This is a genomic window from Streptomyces sp. NPDC004031, assembly GCF_053604375.1.
Map to the genome: position 1 here is coordinate 34883 of NZ_JBSGHL010000052.1, position 21145 is coordinate 56027.

The window sequence follows — 21145 nt, forward strand, 5'->3', positions numbered from 1 at the left end:
TGAACCCATGGCTGTACGCGACATCGAGCCGGTCGAACTGGACCTGGACCGCCTGGAGCAACTGGCCTCGTCCGGCTACTACAACCCGTACACGTACTTCGACTGGCCGCAGACCATCGAGCCGGACAAACCGTGGATGAGCGAGAACCTCACCACGCTGGCCGGCACCGAGATGTGGGACGAGCTGACCCGCGAGCAGCAGGTGGCGCTGACCCGCTACGAGACGATCAACTTCTTCAGCCTCAACATCCACGGCATCCGTGAGCTGATGAGCGAAGTCGTCATGCGCATCCACGAGCGCACCTACGCGGGCGTCTCGGAGTTCATGCACCACTTCATCGGCGAAGAGAACGAGCACATGTGGTTCTTCGCCCAGTTCTGCCTGCGCTACGGCGGCAAGCTCTACCCGGCGCAGCCGAACCTGCAGGCCGACTCGGTCGAGCACCTCTCCCCGCTGGCCCGCGAACTCATCGTCTTCGCGCGTGTGCTGATCTTCGAGGAGATCGTCGACTACTACAACGCGCACATGGCGACCGACGAGTCGCTGCCCTTCATCGCCCGTGAGATCAACCGGGTGCACCACCAGGACGAGAGCCGGCATGTCGCGTTCGGCCGGATGATCTTCACCAACCTGCTGGAGCAGGTCAAGAAGCGCGACCCCGAAGAGGTCCCGGTGATCGCGGAGTACCTGGAGAGCTACCTCCAGTACAGCATCGCGACCCTCTACAACCCCGCCGCCTACCGCGACGCGGGCATCCCGGACGCGCTGAAGCTGCGGCGGCGGGCGCTGGAGCACCCGGCCCGCAAGGAGGCGCACGACCAGATCCTCAAGCGCACCCGGCGCTTCCTGGTGAAGGCCGGCGCGAGTGTCGGGGAGTCCACCCGGTCATGAGCGAATCCATGGCGGCCGTCCAGGAGTTCATCCTGGGCCGCAATCCCAAGCTGGACCACCTGGACGGCGACTTCGACCTGATCGACAGCCGCGCCATCAACTCGCTCGCCTTCGTCGAGTTCATCTTCCTGCTGGAGGAGCTGACCGGCGAGGCGATCGACCCCGAGGACATCGACCTCGACGACTTCCGGACCCTCGACGCGATAGAAGCGCGATTCTTCAAGCAGAAGGCGGCGTGATGACCACAGCAACCGACAACGGCCTGGGCGTTCTCGACGGCGGCCAGCTGCGTCTGCTGCGCGCGATCGACTCGGTCTTCCTGCGCTTCGCCGAGGGCTGGCAGGCCCCGGAGTTCCGCTTCCCGTTCCTGATCGGGACGGAGAACCTGGACCGCTTCGACTACTTCGACAACTTCCCGCACCTGGGCCTGGCCGCCACCCGGCTGGACCCGCAGCGGCTCGCCAAGCACCTCACCGACGCCGAGCGCCCGGTCGACCGCGTCCCGCCGGAGGTCATGGAGCCGACGGCCTTCGCGCTGCCGTCCGCGGCCTGCTACGCCATCTACGTCGACCTGGCGGGACGGACGCTGCCCGCCGACGGGCTCATGCGCACCACGGTGGCCACCTGCTTCCGCAACGAGGACCACTACGCGGGACTCCAGCGGCTGCTGGGCTTCTCGATGCGCGAGATCGTCTTCATCGGCCCCGAGGAGGGCGCCAAGCAGCACCTGGTGCGCGCCAAGGAGACCGTGCTGGCGCTGTGCGCGAAGCTCGGTCTGGAGGTGAGCGTCGAGGTCGCGACCGACCCGTTCTTCGACAAGAACAGCAGCAAGGCCAAGATGCAGCGGCTCTTCCCCGTCAAGGAGGAGTTCATCGTCAACGGTCTGTCGATCGGTTCGGTCAACTATCACCGCAACTTCTTCGGCGAGCGCTGCACCATCCAGGCCGGCGACGACACCGCGCACACCAGCTGCCTGGCCTTCGGCCTGGAGCGGTGGGTGCACACCCTCACCCAGCGCTTCGGCGACACCGCCGCCGCGCTGGCCGCCGTGGAGGCGCTGGCCTGATGCGCGCCACGTTGGCGGAGGCGCTCGGGATCCGGGTGGGCCTGCTCCAGTCGGGGATGGGCGGCGTCGCCGGTCCCGACCTGGCCTGCGCGGTGTCGGAGGCGGGTGGCGCGGGCTGCCTGGGCGGCTACAAGCTGGCCGGCGAGGCGCTGTCGGCCGCGCTCAAGCGGCTGGTCGCCGGTACCGACCGCCCTGTCGGCGTGAACCTCATCCCGGAGGTCGTCGGGCCCGAGGACCTGGACCTGCAACTCGCCCAGGTGCTGGAGGAGACCCCGCAGCACGTCTACGTCTCGCTGTTCGGGATGCCCGACGACGCCGTGTTCGCGCGCGTCAAAGCGGCGGGACGCAAGCTCGTCGTCCAGGTCGGCACGGTCGAGGACGGTGTGCGCGCGGCCGGTCACGGCGCGATCGTCGTGGTGCAGGGCACCGAGGCGGGCGGCCATCTGCTCGGCACCGCGCTGCGCGACGACCTGGTCGGCGAACTGCGCGCGCTGCTGCCCGACGCCTGTCTGGTGTCGGCCGGCGGCATCGGCTCCGCCGACGAGGCGGCCCGCGCGACGGCCGCGGGCGCCGACGGGGTGCTGCTCGGCACCGCCTTCGTGGTGGCCCGCGAGTCGATGGCCCACCCGGTCTTCAAGAGCGCGGTCGTCGCCTCCGGCGAGGCCGACACCGTCATCTCCGACGTGTACGAGATCGGCTGGCCGGGCCGCCGCCACCGGGTCCTCGCGACCGATGTCACACGCGATCCCGACCAGCCGAAGAAATTCATCGGCCGCACCGTGGTCGAGGGAAAGCCCTATGTCGTGCCGCGGTTCAGTGCCGCGGTGCCCACGACCGCCACGAGCGGTCGTATCGAGGAGATGGCGATGTACTGCGGACTTTCCTGCGGCGCCATTTCCGGCGAACTCCCGGCGGCGGACATCGTCGCCGGATTCGCCCGCGTTCTGCCGGGTGCCGGCGCTGTTGGAACTGAATCTGTGGAGGAATCGCATGGCAGGCTATGAAGAGCTGTCCCGGCTGGACATGACGTACAACGACACCCCCCGTATCCGTACCCGGGAGGGCGTCGAGATCTACTACGAGTCGCGTGGCGAGGGGCCGGACATCACGCTGCTCAACACATTCTTCCTGCCCGTTCCCGCATGGCGGGTCTACACCGGGGAATTGGAGAAGAACTACCGCCTGCTCAGTTTCGACCTGTGCAACCACGGCGCCTCCTCCAAGGTTCCCGAGGAGCCGACGTGGGAGGAGCACGTCGAGGACCTGATGGGTCTGCTCGACGCGATGGAGATCGAGTCGACGTACCTGGTGGCCCTGTCGACCTCCACCGTCTTCGCCCGGGAGGCCGCGCTGCGGCACCCCGACCGGATCAAGGGCATGGTGCTGACCGGCCCGGCGTTCGGCCCGCGCGGCATGCGGCGGCAGCGGCAGATCCAGCGGGCGTGGCTGCGCACGCTGGAGAGCCACGGCCTGGAGGGGCTCTACGAGCACCTCTACCCGGAGGTCTTCAGCGCGGAGATGAACGAGGCGCTCGGCGCGCCCGGCTTCCTCGGCTTCCGCGAGAGCTTCAGCGCGCTCGCCACCGTCGAGGAGATGACCAACGGCCTCAAGCGCGCCATGCAGGACAAGAGCAGCCCCGAGCTGATCGCCCAGGTCACGGTGCCGACGCTGGTCCTCACCGGTGACGACGACTTCCTGCTCGGCCCGACCGGTGCCCATGAGCTGGCCGAGATCTTCCCCGACGGGCGCTGCGAGATCATCCCGCGGGCCGGCCACATCGCCTTCATCGACGACCCCGAGGGCTATCAGGGGATCGTCCACAAGTTCATCGAAGAAGTGGAGTCCCGTGCCTGACGACGCGTCCGCCGTGCGGCAGAGCATCCGCGGGCTGCTGCGCGACCAGCACGGCGGCGACCGGTTCGTGGACTCGGTGTCGGACTCCGAGTCGCTGCGGCAGGCGGGGATGTCCTCCAACGCCCTGGTGGCGCTGCTGGTGGCGATGGAGGACGAGTTCGGCTTCGAGTGGGACGACGACGTCCACCCCGAGGTGCTGCGCTCGATCGAGTCGCTGGCCGACCACGTCGTGGCGCTGCGCGTCTGACGGCCGGCCGTGGCAGCCCTGCCGGACCTCCCGGCCGGCGCCGCCGCGGGCGCCCGCCTCGCCTGGCGCCCGGTGCGCCGGCCGTACGGACCGCACGAGCAGTCCGCGGCCGGCCGCCGGGCGGCCGCGGCGGCGCTCGCCGCAGCCGGTTCCGCACGGCGCACCGTGCCGGGCGGCCCCGGCGGCGGCCGGCCGGACTTCCCGCCGGGATTCGCCGGGTCGATCTCGCACACGCAGCGGCTGGCGGTCGCGCTGGTGGTGCCCGGCGCGGCGGCGGTCGGGGTCGATGCCGAAAGCGCGGAGATAGCCCCCCGAGTGGCGCGGTTCGTCCTGCGGGAACAGGAGCGGAATATGCTCCTGGCGCCCGCCGGAGAATATGCCGCACGCGATCTCTTCTCGGCGAAGGAAGCAGCTTTCAAGGCGTTGTCCGGCATTGCCGGAACCGGTGATTTCCTCTTCTGGAGGATCGAACTCACCAGGTCCGGCGATGCCTTGACGGCGTCCTACCGCGATGTGGCGGTACCCGTGTGGATTCGTTCCACGGAAGACCTCTCGTTTGCCGTCGCCATCCTGCGATGATTTATTGCACTGCCGTACGTGAAATTCTCACCTGTTCCCGGCAGTTGACCGCCTGGTAGCCTTCCATTATGTGGCTGCCGCGGTCTCGGCGGAGGTGCCCGATCTTTTCTGTCTGCTTGACGATGAATTTTCCAATCACGGTGCGGTGAGAAATGACGACGTACGCAACCGTGCTCACTCGAAGTGAGGAGAGACTCGTGGGCGGTCTTGGGAACTCCGCGGCGATCGTGGGAGTGGGCTGTCGGCTACCGGGCGGCATCAACAACCTGGACCAGCTGGAGTCGGCGCTGTTCGCCGGGCTCGACCTGGTGACGGAGGTGCCGCCGGACCGGTTCGACCCGGCGCTGTGGACCGCCCCGGGCGACCACCGGCCGGGGCTGAGCTACACCGCCGCCGGCGGCTTCCTGCAGGATGTCACCGGCTTCGACCCGGGGTTCTTCGGCATCTCCCCGCGCGAGGCGGCGCAGATGGACCCGCAGCAGCGGCTGCTGCTGGAACTGACGATCGAGGCCTTCCACCACGCCGGTATCGACCCGGCGACGCTGGAGGGCCAGGACGGCGGCGTGTGGGTCGGCACCTCCACCCGCGGCTACTGGGAGCTGGTCTCCGCGCGGCCCGAGGCCGTCGACGCCCACTCGCTCCAGGGCACCTTGACCTGCAACGCCTCCAACCGGCTGTCCTTCCTGCTGGACTGGCGGGGCCCGTCGTACTCGATCGACACCGCGTGCTCCTCGGCGCTGGTCGCGCTGCACCAGGCCGCCCAGGCGGTGACGTCCGGCAAGGTGCGGACCGCGCTGGCCGCCGGTGTCGGCCTGCTGCTCAACCCCGTCGACTACCTGGGCTTCGCCGAGGCGTCCGTGCTCTCGCCGACCGGCCGCTGCCACGCCTTCTCCGAACTGGCCGACGGCTTCGTCCGCGGCGAGGGCGCGGGCGTCGTGCTGCTCAAGCGGCTCGACGACGCGATCGCCGACGGCGACCGCGTGCTCGCCGTCATCGCGGGCTCCGGCACCAACACCGACGGCCGCTCGGTCAACGTGATGAGCCAGCCCTCCCCGATCACCCAGCAGGCGCTGCTGGAGGAGGTGTACGCGGAGTCCGGCGTCACCCCCGACGAGCTGGTCTACCTCGAATGCCACGGCACCGGCACCCCGGTCGGCGACCCGGTGGAGTGCACCGCGCTCGGCGCCGCGCTCGGCGTGCACCGCGCCGCGGACCGCCCGCTGCCGATCGGCTCGGTCAAGACCAACATCGGGCACCTGGAGTGCGCCTCCGGCATGGCCGGGCTGCTCAAGGCCATGGTCGTGCTGCGCAGCGGCCGGATCCCCCCGTCCCTGCACGTCCAGCCGCGCAACCCGGCGATCGACTTCGACGGGCTCGGCCTGCTGCCAACCGACGTGGAGATCCCGATCGCCCGCGGCAACGGCCGCGCGGCGGCGGGCATCAACTCCTTCGGCATCGGCGGCGCGAACGCCCATGTCGTCCTCGTCGAGCCGGCCGCCCCCGAAGCCCGTGACAGCGCCGCGCCCACCGACGACGAGCGACTGCCGGTGCTGGTCTCCGCGCGCACCCCGGAGGCGCTCAACGAGGCCGCCTGGGCGATGGCGGAGTACCTGGAGGACACCCCCGGCGACTTCTACGACGCCGCCTACACCTCGGTCCTGCGCCGCCAGCGCTACGAGCACACCGCCGTGGTCTTCGCCGGTGACGCGGCGGGCGCCGCCCAGGACCTCTACAGCATCTCCGCCGGGACGCTGCCGGAGGCCGCCGCCCGCTGCGAGACGGCCGCCGCCGCGGGCACGCCCGTCGGCTTCGTCTTCGCGGGCAACGGCTCCCAGTGGGCCGGCATGGGCTCGGCCCTGATGGGCGAGGGCGCCGGGTCGGACCCCGCGTTCAGCGCCGCCGTGCAGGAGGCCGACGCCCAGCTGACCCCGCTGCTCGGCTGGTCGGTGGCCGAGGCGCTCGCCGACGGCGAGTACGACCTGGCTCGTACCGAGGTCGCGCAGCCGCTGCTGTTCGCCGTCCAGGTGGGTCTGCTGGCCAGCCTGCGCGAACGCGGCGTCACCCCGTCGATGGTCACCGGGCACAGCGTCGGCGAGATCGCCGCCGCCTACGCCGCCGGCATCCTCGACATGGCCGCGGCCTGCACGGTGGTGGCGATCCGCAGCGCCGCGCAGGGCCGTACCGCCGGTACGGGGGCGATGGCCGCGGCCGCGGTGAGCGCCGAGGACGCCGCCGCGCTGATCGCGGACAGCGGCGCGCAGGTGGAGGTCAGCGCCGTCAACTCGCCCACCGACGTGACCCTTTCCGGCGACCGGGACGCGCTGGAGGAGATCGGCAAGACGCTCGCCGACCGCGGTGTGTTCTTCCGTATGCTGCCGCTCGACTACGCCTTCCACAGCGCCAAGATGGACCCGATCCGGGCCCAGATCCTCGACGAGCTGGGCGGTCTGGCGACGGGCGACCCGGGCCTGCCGATGTACTCCACCGTGACCGGCGCGGCCGTCGCGGACGGCGGCACGATGGATGCCGACTACTGGTGGCGCAACATCCGCGAGCCCGTCCTGATGGCCGAGGCCGTCGCGGCGATGGCCGAGGCGGGCGCGGGCGTGCTCGTCGAGATCGGCCCGCACCCCGTCCTCGCCACCTACCTGCGCCGGATCTCCCAGGCCCCGGACAGCCCCGGTTTCACCGCGACCGAGACGCTGCGCCGCAACCAGAAGCCGGACCTCGACGCGAACGCCGCCGCGGTCCTCGCGGCGGGCGGCGCCGTCGAGCTGCGGACCTGGTTCGAGGCGCCCGGCCGGGTCGCGGACCTGCCCGCCTACCCGTGGCAGCGCGAGCGGCTGTGGGTCGGCGAGCCCTCCTGGTGGGGGCACGGCCCCGGCGACGGCAAGCTCGTCCACCCGCTGCTCGGCGAGCGCGTGCCGGTCGCCGAACCGCAGTGGGAGGGCACGGTCGAGGTCTCCCGGGTGCCGTGGCTGAGCGAGCACTCGGTCGCGGGCTCGATCGTCATGCCCGGCGCGGCCTTCGCCGAGATGGCGCTGACCGCGGGCCCCGCGGCGATCCGCGACCACGCGATCCAGGTGACCGACCTCGCCGTGACCTCGGGCCTGACCATGCCCGCCCCCGGCGACCCGGCGCAGGTGCACCTCAGCACCGCCGTCGCGGGTGACATGATCACGATCTCCTCGCGCCGGGACCGCCTCGGCGGCGCCCCCCAGCCGTGGCAGCAGCACGCCCGCGGCAGGCTGCGCGCCGTCACCGGCCCGGCCCCCGAGGCGCTCGACGTCGCGGCCGTCCGCAGCCGCCTGGACGGCGAGATGACGCTCGACCACGACGCGTTCTACGGCATCAGCGACCGCGCGGGCACCGTCTACGGCCCCGGCTTCCGCGCCGTGACGAACGCCTGGTTCCGCTGCGACGAGGCCGGTACGGGCGAGCTGCTCGCCGACTACACGATGCCGCCCGCCCCCGCCGCCGAGATGACCGGCCCCACCAGCCGCTACGTCGCCCACCCCGTGCTGCTCGACGTCGCGCTGCACGCGGGCGGCCCGCTCAACTCCTCGCTGCGCGACGGCTCGATGCTCTTCATGCCCGTCGAGTTCGGGGCCCTGACCGCCTGGACCCGGCCGCCGACGCAGGGCGTCATCCATGTCGTCGCGCACTCCGAGACCGGCCGCGAGGCCGTCTGGGACGTCACGCTGGCCGCGCCGGACGGCACCGTCGCCGTCACCATCAAGGACATGCGGCTGCGCCTCATCGAGGGCCGCCCGCAGCCCGCGCTGGGCATCTGGTCGGCCTTCTCCGAGACCTACGCGCCCGAGTCCGGCGGCTCCGCCGACGCCGACACCGCGGCGGCCCCGACCGCCTGGACGCTGCTCGCGGACGAGGGCGCCCTGCCCTTCGCGCGGTCCCTCGCCGGGCCGCTCGGCGCCGCGGCCCCCGCCGCCGTCGCCCCCGGCGACAGCGCGCGCTGGGCACAGGCGGTCCGGCAGGCCGCCGACGCCGAGGGCGACGCCGCCGTGGCGCTCGTGCTCTCCGAGGGCGGCGACGACCCCGTCGCGGCCGCCGCGGACGCCGGGCAGATCCTCCGCGACCTGGCCATGGCCTGGCAGCAGCGCCTCGCCGGCACCCCCGACGGGCGGCTGACGGTCTGGCTGGTCACCGGGCCCTGCGGCGTCATGGCGCACCCCGGCACGCGGAGCGCCGGGAGCGCCGCGGCCTCCTCGGCCTGGGGCACCGCGCGCACGATCACCAACGAGGTGCCCGGCGTCACGACCCGCCGGATCGCCGTCGAACCCGCCCTCGACCCGGCGCTGGCCGGGCGTGTCGCCGAGGTGCTCGCCGCCGACACCGGCCAGGAGGACGAGTTCGCCGTCTTCGCCGACGAGGTGCGCGTGCCCCGCGTCGCCCCCGTGGACGTCTCGACGGGCGAGCCCGCGGCCGCGGACACCGCCGGGGAGGCCGCGCGCCGCGGCAGGTCCGCGGGCCAGGCCACGGCCCTCCAGGTGCGCACCATCGCGCTCACCCCGCAGTTCGGGCCCGCGGCGATACCGATGCCCGAGCCCGGCCCCGGCCAGGTCGTCATCGAGGTCAGGGCGGCCGCGCTGAACTACAAGGACGTCATGCTGGCCACCGGCCTGATGCCCATCGAGCCGATGCAGGCCGACTGGCGCGCGGGCGTCAACGCCGGTCCGCTGATCGGCCAGGAGTGCGCCGGTGTCGTCGCGAAGCTCGGCCCCGGCGTCACCGGCCTGGAGGTCGGCCAGGCGGTCATGGCCGTCGGCTGCGGTTCGCTGGCCAGCCACGTCAAGGCCGAGGCCGCCGTCACCGTGCCCGTGCCCGAGGGCATGGACTTCCCGCAGGCGGCCACCCTGCCGCTGGTCTACGCGACCGCCCACTACAGCCTCAACGTCCTGGCCGGCATGGCCGAGGGCGAGATCCTGCTGCTGCCGGGCGCCGCGGGCGGCGTGGGCCTGGCCGCGCTCAACCTGGCGCGGCTGGCCGGGGTACGGGTCATCGCGCTGGCAAGCACCGAGGAGAAGCGGGAGCTGCTGCGCGAGCGCGGCGCCTGGCGCACCCTCGACTCGCGCTCCGCCGAATTCCCCGACCAGGTACGGGAGCTGACCGGCGGCCGGGGCGTGGACATCGTCCTGAACTCGCTCACCGGCACCGCCGCCGTCAACTGCCTCGAACTGCTCGCGCCCGACGGCCGCTTCGTCGAGCTGGGCAAGCGCGACCTGTACGGGGACGCGGGGCTGCGGCTGCGCCCCTTCCTCAACACGCTGTCCTACTTCGCCGTCGACCTCGCCCAGCTCATCGACCGGCGCCCGGACCGCGCGGGGGCCGTCATGCGGGACATCGCCCGGCTCGCCGCCGAGGGCGAGATCGAGCCGCTGCCGCACACCGTCTACCCCTCGGCCGCCCTGGACGACGCCTTCAACCGGCTCAAGCGGTCCGAGCACGTCGGCAAGCTCGTCATCGACACCACCGGCATCGCCGCCCAGCGCGTCACCTTCGACCCCGACGGCGCCTACCTCGTCACCGGCGGCACCGCGGGCTTCGGCGCCGCCACCGCGTGCTGGCTCGTCGACCACGGCGCGGGCCGGGTCATCGTCACCGGCCGCCGCGAGCCCGCCGAGCTGCCGGACCGACCGGGCATCAGCTTCACGGCCGCCGACGTCACCGACCGGGCCGCGATGGCCCGGGTCGTCGAGGAGGCCAGGTCCTGCGCCCCGGGCGGGCTGCGCGGTGTCTTCCACTGCGCCGCCGGTTACGACGACGGCCCGCTGGAGGACCTGACGCGCGGGCGCTACACGTTCGTCCTCGCCCCGAAGCTGGAAGGCGCCCGCATCCTGGACGAGTTGACGAGCGACTGCGACCTGGACCACTTCGTCCTCTACTCGTCCATCTCCGCCCTGCTCGGCAACCGCCTCCAGGCCTCCTACGCCGCCGGCAACCTGGGCCTGGAGACCCTGGCCCGGCAGCGCCGGGACCGCGGCCTGCCGGCCCTCGCCGTCGGCTGGGGCGCCATCGCGGGCACCGGCGTCGTCGTCCGCGACAACCTGTCCGACTCCATGACCCGGCTCGGCCTCGAACCGATCCCGCCGTCCGAGGCGCTGGACTGCCTGGGCCGCCTCCTGACCGGCGACGCGCCGCACAGCGCCGTGATCGCGCGCGTCGACTGGGAGCGGGCCGGGCTCATGTTCCCCGCCGCCACCGCGGCCCGCTTCTCCCCGCTCGTCACCTCCGCCTCCGGACCGGCCGACCGCAGCGGCGCGAGCCTGCGCGAGCAACTGCTGGCCAGCGGCGAGGCCGAGGCGGAGGAGCTGGCCACCCAGGCGCTCACCGGCGTCATCGCGACCATCCTGCGCACCGAGCCGGAACGCCTCTCGCCCTCCGTACCGCTCAACCGTCTGGGACTCGACTCGATCCTGGCCACCGAGCTGGGCGTCACCCTGCGCCGCCAGCTCGACCTCGACATCCCCACCCTGGAGATCCTTGCCAGCCAAGGCATCCGCGACCTGGCCACCCGCGCCATGTCCGCCGCCGGGGTCAGCCACGCCAAGGAGCAGCACTCGTGAACGACTGGATCGTTCCCATCGTCTCCGACCCGGACGCGCCGGTGTGCATCATCGGCCTGCCGCACCCCGGCGGGGGTCCCAACTTCTACGCGCCCTGGGCCGACGCCACCGGCGTCGAGATCCTCGCCGTCCAGCCGCCGGGCCGCGAGGCCCGTACCGGCGAACTGCCCATCACCGACCTGCCCCGGCTGGTCCGGCAGACCGCGCACGCCATCGCCGGGATCTGCGGCAACCGCCCGACCGCGCTGTTCGGGCACTCCGCGGGCGGCCGCTACGCCTTCGAGGTCGCCCGAGCCCTGGAACGCGCCCACCGCGGCCCCGCGCTGCTGTGCCCCTCCGGCATCTCCGCGCCCGACCACCCGTACTGGACCAGCACCGCCGAGAAGCTGCTCACCGACCCCGTCACCGCGTACCTGATGCTCGGCGGCGAGGCCCTGCCCGGACAGCTGGAGCACGACCAGGCCACCGTCGACTCCTTCATCTCGCTGATCCGTGCCGACGCCCGGCTCTACACCGGGCTCGGCATACAGCCGCCCGTCCCCCTGCGCTGCGCGGTGGCCGCGTTCGCGGGCGACGACGACGCCATCGCCGACCCCGACGACATGACGGGGTGGCGGGACTGGGCGTCCGGCCCGGAGGCCTTCACGCTGCACCGCTACCCGGGCGACCACTTCTACATCCGGCACCACTTCCCGGAGGTCCTGGCGGACCTGCTCGCCGACCTGGCGCAGACCGCGGGCACCGTCGGGGCCGCCGCCCCGGCGAGCTGACCGCCCCGGCGAAGGCACCACCCGGCACCACCAGGCACCGCCGCCCCGCTCCCGGGGCGGCGGTGCCGCGCCCGTGTTCCGCCCCACCGCGCCCCGCACGGAGGAGAGTTGCGATGCCCCTGGACCGTCATCTCCGGCACCTGATCGCCTGGCAGAGCGCCGAGGGCCCGCCGCTCGCCGACCGCGACCTGCCGGTCGGGCAGGCCCGCGCGCGCTACCGGGACAACGCCGTCCGCCGCCACGAGGGCACCGGCGCGCCCGCGGTCACCGCCGAGGACCGGCTCGTCGACGGGCCCGGCGGGACACGGCTGCGGCTGCGCGTCCACACGCCGCGGGACGCCGGGCGGCGCGTCGTCACCTTCCTGCACGGCGGGGGATGGGTGCTGGGCGACCTCGACAGCCACGACTGGGTCTGCCGGGAGCTGGCGGCCGCGCTGCGCGCCGTCGTGGTCGCCGCCGACTACCGGCTGGCGCCCGAGTCCCCCTACCCCGCGGCGCTGCACGACGCGGTGGCCGCGGCCCGCTGGACCGCCCGGACCTACCCCGGCGCCCGGCACGTCGTCGCGGGCGACAGCGCGGGCGCCAGCCTCGCGCTGGGCGTCGGCCTGCACGCGCCCGACGTGCCCCTCGCCGCGCAACTGCTGGTCTACCCGCCGGTGGACCCGAGCCTGATCCTCGCCTCGGCGGGGGAGTGCGCCAAGGGCTACCTGCTCAGCGTCGAGGACATGGCGTGGAACTACGAGCAGTACGTGCCCGACGCGCGGCTGCGCGCCGACCCGGCGGTCGATCTGCTGCGGGCGGACCTGCGGGGCCTGGCGCCCGCGGTCGTCGCCACCGCGGAGTTCGACCCGCTGCGCGACGAGGGCGTGGAGCTGGTGGCGCGGCTGCGCGCCGCGGGCGTGACCGTACGCCACGAGCCGGGCGACGGGCTGGTCCACGGCTACTTCCTGATGCAGGCGATGGTGCCGGCGGCCGCCGCGTGCGCCCGCCGGGTCGTCGGCGAGCTGGAGGCGCTGCTCGGCCCGGATGGGGGCGGCGGCGCGGAAGGCGGCGTGGGCGGCGGTAAGGGCGCGGCGGACGCGGGGGGTGACGGCGGTGGACCGCCCCGGGGCGCGGCCGGCTGACGGGCGGGGCGACCGCTCAGACGGGCTCGCCCTGGAGCCGGATGAGCCCCTCGATGAAGACGTTCAGGCCGTAGGCGAACCGCTCGGCCGGGTCCGCGCCGGTCAGCGAGTCGAGCGCGGCCGCGAACTGCGGCGACACCTCGACGTTGAGCCGCTCGTTGCGGTCCCGCCAGTCGTGGTCGCGCGGCAGCTGGAGCTGGGCCTGCTCCTCGATGGTGTGGCCCAGCACGTAGTAGAAGAGCGAGAAGCTGACCCAGCCGGCCTGCGCGGGCGGCAGCCCGGCCCGGCAGAGCACCTGGACGGAGGTGTCCGACCCGATGATGGTGTTGGCCCCGGGCGCGAACGTGCCGGCCACCACCCGCGCCCCGTCGCGGCGGGCGAGCAGGGCCGCGCGCAGCCGGTTGCCCAGGATCCGGATCTGTTCCGGCCAGGCGACGTCCGGCAGCGGGTCGCCGATGCCCGCCACGATCTTGTCCGCCATGGCGTCCAGCAGCGCTTCCTTGTTCGGGAAGTGCCGGTAGAGGGCGCCGCCCTGCACGTTCAGTGCCGCACCGAGCTTGCGCATCGTCAGCTGGTCAAGGCCCTCGGAATCGATGAAGCGCAGGGCCCCGTCGACCACGTCGGCTTCGCGCAGCGGCATCAGTTACTCCCTCTGATTGACATCCCCAGGTCCGTATCGTAGCGTGAACAACGTTCACGTAAACGCTGTTCACGTGAACGGTCGTTCGCTCGTGGTTGTGTTGAGGAGACCTCATGCCCGAGACCCGAACAACCCCCGCAGCACCCGCGGTTCTCAAACCGAACCTCCCCCTCGGTGTTGTCGTGGCCATGTCCTGCCTGGCGCTGTTCATGGTGGTACTGGACTCCACCATCGTCACCGTCGCGCTGCCCGACATGAAGTCCGGTCTCGACCTGTCGAACAGCCAGCAGCAGTGGATCGTCAGCGGCTACCTGATCACCCTGGGCGGCTTCCTGCTGATGGCCGCGCGGGCCGGCGACCTCTACGGGCACAAGCGGGTCTTCCTCTTCGGCGCCGTGGTCTTCACCGCCGCCAGCCTGGTCGGCGGCCTCGCCGGGGACGGCGGCGTACTGATCGCCGCCCGCATCGCCCAGGGCGCCGGCGCCGCGGCGCTGACCCCCGCGAGCCTGAGCCTGATCACCGCCAGCCACACCGACGAGCACGAGCGCGAGAAGGCCCTCGCGCTGTGGAGCATGACGAGCGGCGTGGCCGGCCTGTTCGGCGTGGTCCTCGGCGGTGTGCTCACCGCGGAGATCAACTGGCGCTGGGTGCTCTTCGTCAACGTCCCGCCCGGCATCGCGCTGACCGCGGCCGGTGTGATGTTCCTGCTGCCCGCCGCGGGCTCCCGCGAGACCCGGCTCGACCTGCCCGGCGCGCTGTGTGTCACGCTGGGCATCGGGGCGCTCTCCTACGGCCTCTCGGAGGCCTCCGGCAAGGGCTGGGGCTCCCCGGAGGTGGTCGCCTCCCTCGTCGCCGCAGCGGTCCTCGTGGCGGCCTTCCTGGTCGTCGAGGCGCGCAGCGCCCGGCCGCTCATCCCGCTGGACCTCGTGGCGATGCGGACGCTGCGGGTGGCGAACGTGTTCATGTTCGCGGTGGGCGTCACGCTGACCGCGCTGATGTTCTTCCTGTCGCTCTACCTCCAGCAGGTCATCGGCTACAGCGCGCTGCGCACCGGCATGGCGATGCTGCCGGTCACGGTGGTCTTCATCGCCGGCGGCCTGGTCTCCCGGTCGCTGACCCCGGTGCTCGGCCCGCGCACGATGCTGATCGCCGGCGGCCTGTTCGCCACCGCGGGCACCGCCTGGCTCGCGACCATCCCGACGCACGCCGCCTACGTCTCGCACGTGCTCGGTCCGAACATGGTCGGCGGCTTCGGCATCAGCATCATGCTGCTCGCCGTCACCGTCAGCGGCACCACCGGCGTCCCGCCGCAGAACGCCGGCGCCGCCTCGGGTCTGCTCAACACCTCCCGGCAGATCGGCGGCGCGCTCGGCCTGGCCGTCCTGGTGACCGTCAGCTCCAGCGTCACCTCGCACGCCGGCGGCAGCCACGCCCACGCGCTCGTCCAGGGCTACCGGGTCGCGTTCCTGGTGATCTCCGGCTGCATGCTGCTCGCCGCGATAGCCGCTCTCGCATTGCCGGGCGCCGCCGCACCCGCCGAAAAGAATGCCGCCGAGGAGCCGCTGGACGGTAAGCCGGTGACCACCCGGCCGTAACCGCCGGGGGCAGCCTCCAGGATTCTGCCCGAGAAGCGGGCCGGGACACGGAAACGTGTCCCGGCCCGCTCTTTTGTGTGTCCACCGGCAGCCCATGGCGCTACGATGCGCGAACTCGCCATCCTCGCCGGACCATCCTCGCCGTCCCGGCCTTGATCGGTTACCCTGAAATCCATTGAAGCAATTCTTGTCGCATTTACTGTAACGGCCAATACCGGAATTTCGGTAATAACCGAACCTGCGTCCGGGGCATGTCTGTCACATGTCCGCGGCACGGCCCGGGATTGTTCAATGGTCTACCGAACCTTTGGCCGAAACCTGTTGACTTGTATCTGGCCGACTGACTATCTTCCATGAATGTCACACGTCGCTCAAAACGGGGGAGCACGGTGCGCTTCTTGATCGCCCACGACGTCTGTCGTACGGTACGGTTCCATCGCCGAGAGGCCGGCGTGGTCCTTTTCGGACCCGCCGGCCGTGCCGGTGGAACAGACCCTCGGCGGGTACCCCGCTCCGAGCCCGGTGTCACGGGTGCCGGAGTCTTCGGGACCGCCGGTACGGGTGCTCTCGGCTCACGGCTCGCCCGGACCGGTACGGGGTCGGACGGGCCGCTCCCGGACTGAAGTACAGACCGAAATTCGGCTGGACCTGTTCTTGACAACCGGCGAGTCGTTTCTCATTCCAGGGGGCATCGATGAGCATCAGAGTGATGTTGTCAGATGAATTACTGCTGTCCCGGAGTGCGCTCGGCGCATTACTGGAAAAGCGTGCCGACATTGTTGTCGCCGGTGCTGTCGGCGGTGATTCTGAGGCGGTTGAATTCGCCGAGACGCATCGCCCGGACGTTGCCATCATAGGATTCGACGGCACCGACGGCAGTGTGATAAGAGTTGCCGAGAAAATAGGGTCGCTGCCGGAGTGCCGGACCCTGCTGCTGGCCGAGAGCTTCACCCGGTCGATCGTCCGCCAGGCTTTCTCCGGCGGGGTCGACGGCATGCTCCAGCGGCGCGTACCACCCAGCTGGTTCTTCGAGGCCCTGCATCGCATTCACCAGGGCGAACGCGTTTTTGACGCCGACTTGACGGTTGCCGCGCTCGCCAACGAGGGCTGCCCGCTCACCTCCCGCCAGCTTTCCGTCCTGGAACGTCTCTCCCAGGGCGACACGACCGTGGAAATAGCCTCACGGCTTCATCTCTCCGAGGGCACCGTGCGCAATTACCTCTCGTCACTCGTGACGAAACTCGACGCACGCAACCGCATCGACGCCCTGCGAATCGCCAAGGACGCGCGCTGGATCTGAAAGTCCCGCTTCCCCATGTCGTTCCGCCGAGCAAGGGATGGTAATGAACACGGATGCGCTGACCGCCGATGTCATCGGCGACATCGCCCTCGTCCTCGGGACGTCCAGCCTGCTCGGCGCCCTCGCGCGCAGGATCGGACAGCCCACCGTCGTCGGCCAGATCACCGCGGGTGTCGTCCTCGGACCGAGCGTCCTGGGCCGGCTCCCGGGCAACCTGACGGAACGTCTCTTCACGCACGAGGCCGTGCCCTTCATCTCCCTCATCGCCCAGATAGCCGTGGTCATCTTCATGTTCGGCGTGGGCTACGAGATCGACCTGCGGTCGGTGCGCCGGCACCGAAGACCCGTCACCTTCGTCGCGGTCGGCGCGATCGCCGTCCCGCTGGCCATCGGCACCACGATCGCCCTGACCATGGACCAGCTGGACCTCCTGCACGGCGCGCACACCGAAGGCCGCTCCTTCGTCCTCTTCTTCGGCGTGGCGACCTCCATCACCGCGCTCCCGGTGCTCGCGGCGATCGTCCGCGAACGCGGCATCGCCGGCACCACCGTGGGCGACATCGCGACATCCGCGGCCGGATTCATGGACGTCGTCGCCTGGCTGGTTCTCGCCGCCGCCGTCGTCGGCACCGATGTGGCCGGCGACCGGTCCTTACCCCGGACCATCCTGCTGCTCGTGGGCTTCCTCGCAGTGGCAGCGGTGGTCCGTCCCCTGCTCCACTGGACGCTGGTACGTCCGGACTCCCCCCTGTCGGAGAAGGCCCCGGCCGCGCTCGTCCTCGCCGCGGCGGGTGCCTGGGCCACCGCCTCGCTCGGCCTGCACCCCATCTTCGGCGCCTTCGTCGCCGGAATGGTCATGCCCAAGCCCAAGGGCGCCCCGGACAAGGGCCTGCTGCACACGATGGAACGCACCGGCGGCCTGCTGCTGCCGCTGTTCTTCGTCGTCACCGGGCTGACGATGAACATCGGCGCACTCGGCGGCGACGGGTTCGCCCTGCTCGGGGTGGTGCTGGTGTGCGGGATCGGCGGCAAGGTCGGCGCAGGCTACGCGTCCGCCCGGCTCGGCGGCCTCGGCGTCCGGCAGTCCGCCATGATCGGCGCGCTCGTCAACACCCGCGGCCTGACCGAGCTCATCGCCCTCAACGTGGGCCTGAACGCCGGGATCATCGACGCCCGGCTGTTCACCATCCTCGTCCTCATGGCCCTGATCACGACCTTCATGACCGCGCCGCTCATCACCGTGATCGAGCGCCGGCATCCGGCCGCGGCCTACCCGGCCGACCCCCTCACGGTCTCGCCCCCGGAGAGCGGGAGTGCTTCGGAGAGCCCGTACTCGACCGTTCGTCCGCGCTGAAATCTGCGCTGCCCCTGATTGCGAGATGGTGAGTTGTCATGGAAAAGCTGGTCGAACGGGACGAGGAAGAGAAAGCCCTCGCCCAGATCTACAGCGAATGCTCGGCGGGACGATGTCAGATGGTCGCCATCGGCGGCCCGCTCGCGCAGGGAAAGACCGCGCTGCTGGACTCCTTCGCGCGGGAGGCCGACATCGCGGGTGCCACCGTCCTGAAGGCCACCGCCTCCAGCTTCGAGCGCTACCAGCCGCTCGGTGTCATCGACCAGCTCCTGCGCGGCTACCGGCCGCACCTGAGCGGCGCCGACCTGGAGGTGCGCGGGCTGGTGGAGAGCGTCGGCCAGGCCGGGGCGCACCGCCACCGGGAGATCTCCCCGCCCATCCTCGGCCTGCTGCACGGCGCCTTCCAGTACCTCACCGACAGCTCACCGCTCGTGGTGTGCATCGACGACGCGCACTTCATGGACGTCGAGTCGCTCCAGTACCTGCTGGCGCTCATGCGCCGGATGGGCGGCGCGCCGCTGACCGTCGCCCTGGCCTACTGCCCGGGGATGGGCCGCGACACCGTCCAGCGCATCATCCAGGCCGAGGTGCTGCGCATGCCCAACTGCACCCAGCTGGACCTGGAACCGCTGTCGGTCACCGGCGTCGCCGCGGTGCTGGAGGAATACTGCGACCTGGAGACGGCAGGCCGCGTCGCCGCCGACACCGCCGCCGTGTGCGGCGGCCGCCCGCTGCTGGTGCACGCGCTGGCCGAGGACTGCGCCGCCCGCGCCGCCGGACCGGACACCGCGCTGCCGCCCGCCGCCGGGTCCGCCTTCGGGCGCGCCGTGCTCAGCTGCCTGTACCGGGCCGAACCCGTGGTCCTGCGGATCGCGCAGGCCATCGCCGCGCTGGGCGAATTCCGCTCGGCCTCCGCCGTCGCACGGCTGTGCGGCATGGACCCCGGCTCCGTCGAATGCGTCGTCGCCTCCCCGGGCGTCGGCGGACTGCTCGACCACGACCTGCTCGGCCTGCACTGCGTCCGCGAGGTGGTGCTCGGCAGCCTGCCCCCCAAGGAGCGGCACGAACTGCGTGGCCGCGCCGCCCGGCTGCTCTACCAGGAGGGCGCCCCCGCCCTCGTCACCGCCGAGCACCTGATGCGGATCGACGACGCGGTCCCGTGGGCCCGCCAGGTGCTGTGCGACGCCGCCGAGCAGGCACTCGCAGGCGGTGAGCACGAACAGGCCGTCGGCTACCTCGAACGCGCCCACCGCGAGTGCGTCGACGCCCGGGAGCGCATCGACACCGCCGCCCGGCTCACCGACCTGATGTGGCGCTACGACCCCGCCGCCGTCAAGAGCTACCTGCCCGAACTCGTGGCCGCCGCCGAGCAGGGCGAGCTGTCCGTACGGCAGGCCGTACCGGTGGTCCGCAGCCTGCTGTGGAACGGTCAGGTCGAGCAGGCTACGCGCGTCATGGCCCGCTTCGCCGACGGCACCTGCCCGTCGGCGGGCAAGGACGCCCTGCCGTACGCCGAGCAGATCCGCCGCTGGCTGCCGATCACCTACCCCGGTATCGCCCCCACCGCCGCGGGCGGCGAGAAGAAGACCCGCGCCGCGTCCTCCCGCCCCGGAACCGCCGAGCACCGGGCCGCCACCGCGTTCGGCGCGGTGCTGCGCAACGCCGGGGAGGAGGGCGCGGTGCCGGCCGCCGAGCTGGTGCTGCGCGAGGCGCTGGCCGGAGCGGTCAACCCGGCCTCGTCGCTGGCCGCCCTCATGGTCCTCATCTACTCCGACAACCTCGACAAGGCGTCGGTGTGGTGCGACGCGCTGCGCGCCTCGCTGCGCGGGACGTACGGCCTGGTGTGGAACGCGCTGTTCACCTCCGCGCGGGCCGAGATCCACTACCGCCTCGGCGACCTCGCGAACGCCAACCGGCAGGCGCGGGCGGCCCTCACCCTCATGCCGCGGGAGAGCTGGGGGGCGGCCATCGTCATCCCGCTGTCCCAGCTCGTCCTGACCACGACGGCCATGGGCAAGCTCGCCGAGGCCGAGAGCTACCTCGACATCCCCGTCCCCAGCGCGGCCTTCGGCACCCTGGGCGGGGTCGTCTACCTCGACGCGCGCGGCAACTTCCACCTCGCGCGCGGCCGTTACGACGCCGCCCTCCAGGACTTCCTGGCGGCCGGCCACCTGATGAAGCTCTGGGAGGCGGACTGCCCCTCGGCCGTACCGTGGCGCACCAACGCCGCCCGCGCCTACCTCCACATGGGCCGGGTCGCCCAGGCCAGGGAACTGCTCACCGAGCGCATGTCGCTCTTCCCGCTCGGCCACGCCCGCGCCCGCAGCCTCACCTACCGCACCGTCGCCGCGACCCTGCGGCCCGACGAGCGGCCCCCGGTGCTGCTGAAGGCCGCGAACATCCTCGACCGCTGCGGCGACTCGCTCAACCTTGCCTACACCCTCGCCGACCTGGGCCGCGCCTACGAGTCGCTGGGCCAGCCGGTGCAGGCCTGCCGGCACGCCCACAAGGCGCGCACCCTCGTGGAACGCTGCGCCGCCGCCCCGCTGCCCGAACCGCCGGCCGCGGTGGCCTCCCGGGAGAAGGCCGAGCCCCGCCCCGCGGGCGACCCCGGCCCCGCCGCCCGCCGGCTCAGCTCGGCGGAGTGGCGCGTGGCGGCCCTGGCCGCCCGGGGCTCCACGAACGAGCAGATCGCGCGCAAGCTCTTCATCACCGTCAGCACGGTCGAGCAGCACCTCACCCGCGCCTACCGCAAACTCGGCATCCGCCGCCGCACCCAGCTCCCCACCTCCCTCGCCCAACTCGTCCCCTGAGCCCCGCCCCACCCCGGCCGAACGGCCACCGAACCACAGGTCGTCGCGCACGGAAGGTCTCGCACACATCGTCATACGGCCCTCCGTGGAGGCCGCTCCGGCCCGGCGGAGCGGCCTCCACGGAGGGCCGTTCGCTCTGTGAGCGCCGTGTGGTGAGGTGCTCCGACGGCTGACCCGCTCGCCGCCGTATGACCACGATCACCGCGTGTTCGTCCGTCAACTGGCTGATACGCGCGTGTCCTTACGGTACGAAAGTGATGGGCGCAGGCTGTTGTGACGACGTCACCCCGGCGCCCGTCCCGGCCGTCCCGCGGCACCACGGGCCGG

General features: G+C 72.1%; 15 protein-coding genes. 14 read left to right on the plus strand and 1 reads right to left on the minus strand.

Annotated features, from left to right (window positions below; all coding sequences use genetic code 11):
• Positions 1-7: 7 nt before the first annotated feature.
• From ACWERV_RS27810 to ACWERV_RS27855, 10 genes are all read left to right on the plus strand, one after another.
• Positions 8-892 carry a diiron oxygenase gene (locus ACWERV_RS27810; protein WP_452938078.1) on the plus strand — a complete coding sequence of 295 codons (885 nt, stop codon included), beginning with the start codon at positions 8-10 and terminating at the stop codon, positions 890-892.
• Positions 889-1131, plus strand: coding sequence for an acyl carrier protein (locus ACWERV_RS27815; protein WP_398186131.1), 243 nt, complete (start codon positions 889-891; stop codon positions 1129-1131). Before ACWERV_RS27810 ends, ACWERV_RS27815 begins: the two co-directional genes overlap by 4 nt.
• Positions 1131-1958: a hypothetical protein gene (locus ACWERV_RS27820; protein ID WP_452938080.1), complete on the plus strand. Its 828-nt coding sequence runs from the start codon at positions 1131-1133 to the stop codon at positions 1956-1958. Before ACWERV_RS27815 ends, ACWERV_RS27820 begins: the two co-directional genes overlap by 1 nt.
• The gene (locus ACWERV_RS27825; RefSeq protein WP_452938083.1) at positions 1958-2962 is read left to right on the plus strand and encodes an NAD(P)H-dependent flavin oxidoreductase; all 1005 of its coding nucleotides are present in this window, start codon (positions 1958-1960) and stop codon (positions 2960-2962) included. Before ACWERV_RS27820 ends, ACWERV_RS27825 begins: the two co-directional genes overlap by 1 nt.
• Positions 2949-3812 carry an alpha/beta fold hydrolase gene (locus tag ACWERV_RS27830; RefSeq protein ID WP_452938086.1) on the plus strand — a complete coding sequence of 288 codons (864 nt, stop codon included), beginning with the start codon at positions 2949-2951 and terminating at the stop codon, positions 3810-3812. Before ACWERV_RS27825 ends, ACWERV_RS27830 begins: the two co-directional genes overlap by 14 nt.
• Positions 3805-4059 (plus strand): phosphopantetheine-binding protein, encoded by a 255-nt coding sequence (locus ACWERV_RS27835; protein ID WP_398186119.1) that lies wholly within the window; start codon positions 3805-3807, stop codon positions 4057-4059. Before ACWERV_RS27830 ends, ACWERV_RS27835 begins: the two co-directional genes overlap by 8 nt.
• A 9-nt stretch (positions 4060-4068) precedes the next feature.
• Complete coding sequence (locus tag ACWERV_RS27840; RefSeq protein WP_398186116.1) at positions 4069-4638, plus strand: 4'-phosphopantetheinyl transferase superfamily protein; 570 nt, start codon at positions 4069-4071, stop codon at positions 4636-4638.
• Between the two features lie 197 nt (positions 4639-4835).
• Positions 4836-11222 carry an SDR family NAD(P)-dependent oxidoreductase gene (locus ACWERV_RS27845; protein ID WP_452938090.1) on the plus strand — a complete coding sequence of 2129 codons (6387 nt, stop codon included), beginning with the start codon at positions 4836-4838 and terminating at the stop codon, positions 11220-11222.
• Positions 11219-11992 carry a thioesterase II family protein gene (locus ACWERV_RS27850; protein ID WP_452938093.1) on the plus strand — a complete coding sequence of 258 codons (774 nt, stop codon included), beginning with the start codon at positions 11219-11221 and terminating at the stop codon, positions 11990-11992. Before ACWERV_RS27845 ends, ACWERV_RS27850 begins: the two co-directional genes overlap by 4 nt.
• A gap of 113 nt (positions 11993-12105) precedes the next feature.
• The gene (locus ACWERV_RS27855; protein WP_452938096.1) at positions 12106-13116 is read left to right on the plus strand and encodes an alpha/beta hydrolase; all 1011 of its coding nucleotides are present in this window, start codon (positions 12106-12108) and stop codon (positions 13114-13116) included.
• Between the two features lie 16 nt (positions 13117-13132).
• Here the strand turns inward: ACWERV_RS27855 and ACWERV_RS27860 are convergent, their stop codons facing one another.
• A complete protein-coding gene (locus ACWERV_RS27860; protein ID WP_398186103.1) occupies positions 13133-13756 on the minus strand; it encodes a TetR/AcrR family transcriptional regulator C-terminal domain-containing protein in 624 nt (207 codons plus the stop codon).
• Between the two features lie 113 nt (positions 13757-13869).
• On the opposite strand from ACWERV_RS27860, the gene ACWERV_RS27865 reads away from it, so the two are divergent.
• The 4 genes from ACWERV_RS27865 to ACWERV_RS27880 all read left to right on the plus strand — a co-directional run bounded on the left by ACWERV_RS27865 (position 13870) and on the right by ACWERV_RS27880 (position 20818).
• The gene (locus ACWERV_RS27865) at positions 13870-15351 is read left to right on the plus strand and encodes an MFS transporter (RefSeq protein WP_452938099.1); all 1482 of its coding nucleotides are present in this window, start codon (positions 13870-13872) and stop codon (positions 15349-15351) included.
• Between the two features lie 694 nt (positions 15352-16045).
• On the plus strand, positions 16046-16651 hold the full coding sequence (locus ACWERV_RS27870) for a response regulator transcription factor (protein WP_452938102.1): 606 nt from the start codon (positions 16046-16048) through the stop codon (positions 16649-16651).
• Between the two features lie 43 nt (positions 16652-16694).
• Positions 16695-18005 carry a cation:proton antiporter gene (locus tag ACWERV_RS27875; protein WP_452938105.1) on the plus strand — a complete coding sequence of 437 codons (1311 nt, stop codon included), beginning with the start codon at positions 16695-16697 and terminating at the stop codon, positions 18003-18005.
• A 38-nt stretch (positions 18006-18043) separates the two neighbouring features.
• The gene (locus ACWERV_RS27880) at positions 18044-20818 is read left to right on the plus strand and encodes an AAA family ATPase (protein WP_452938108.1); all 2775 of its coding nucleotides are present in this window, start codon (positions 18044-18046) and stop codon (positions 20816-20818) included.
• Positions 20819-21145 lie beyond the last annotated feature (327 nt).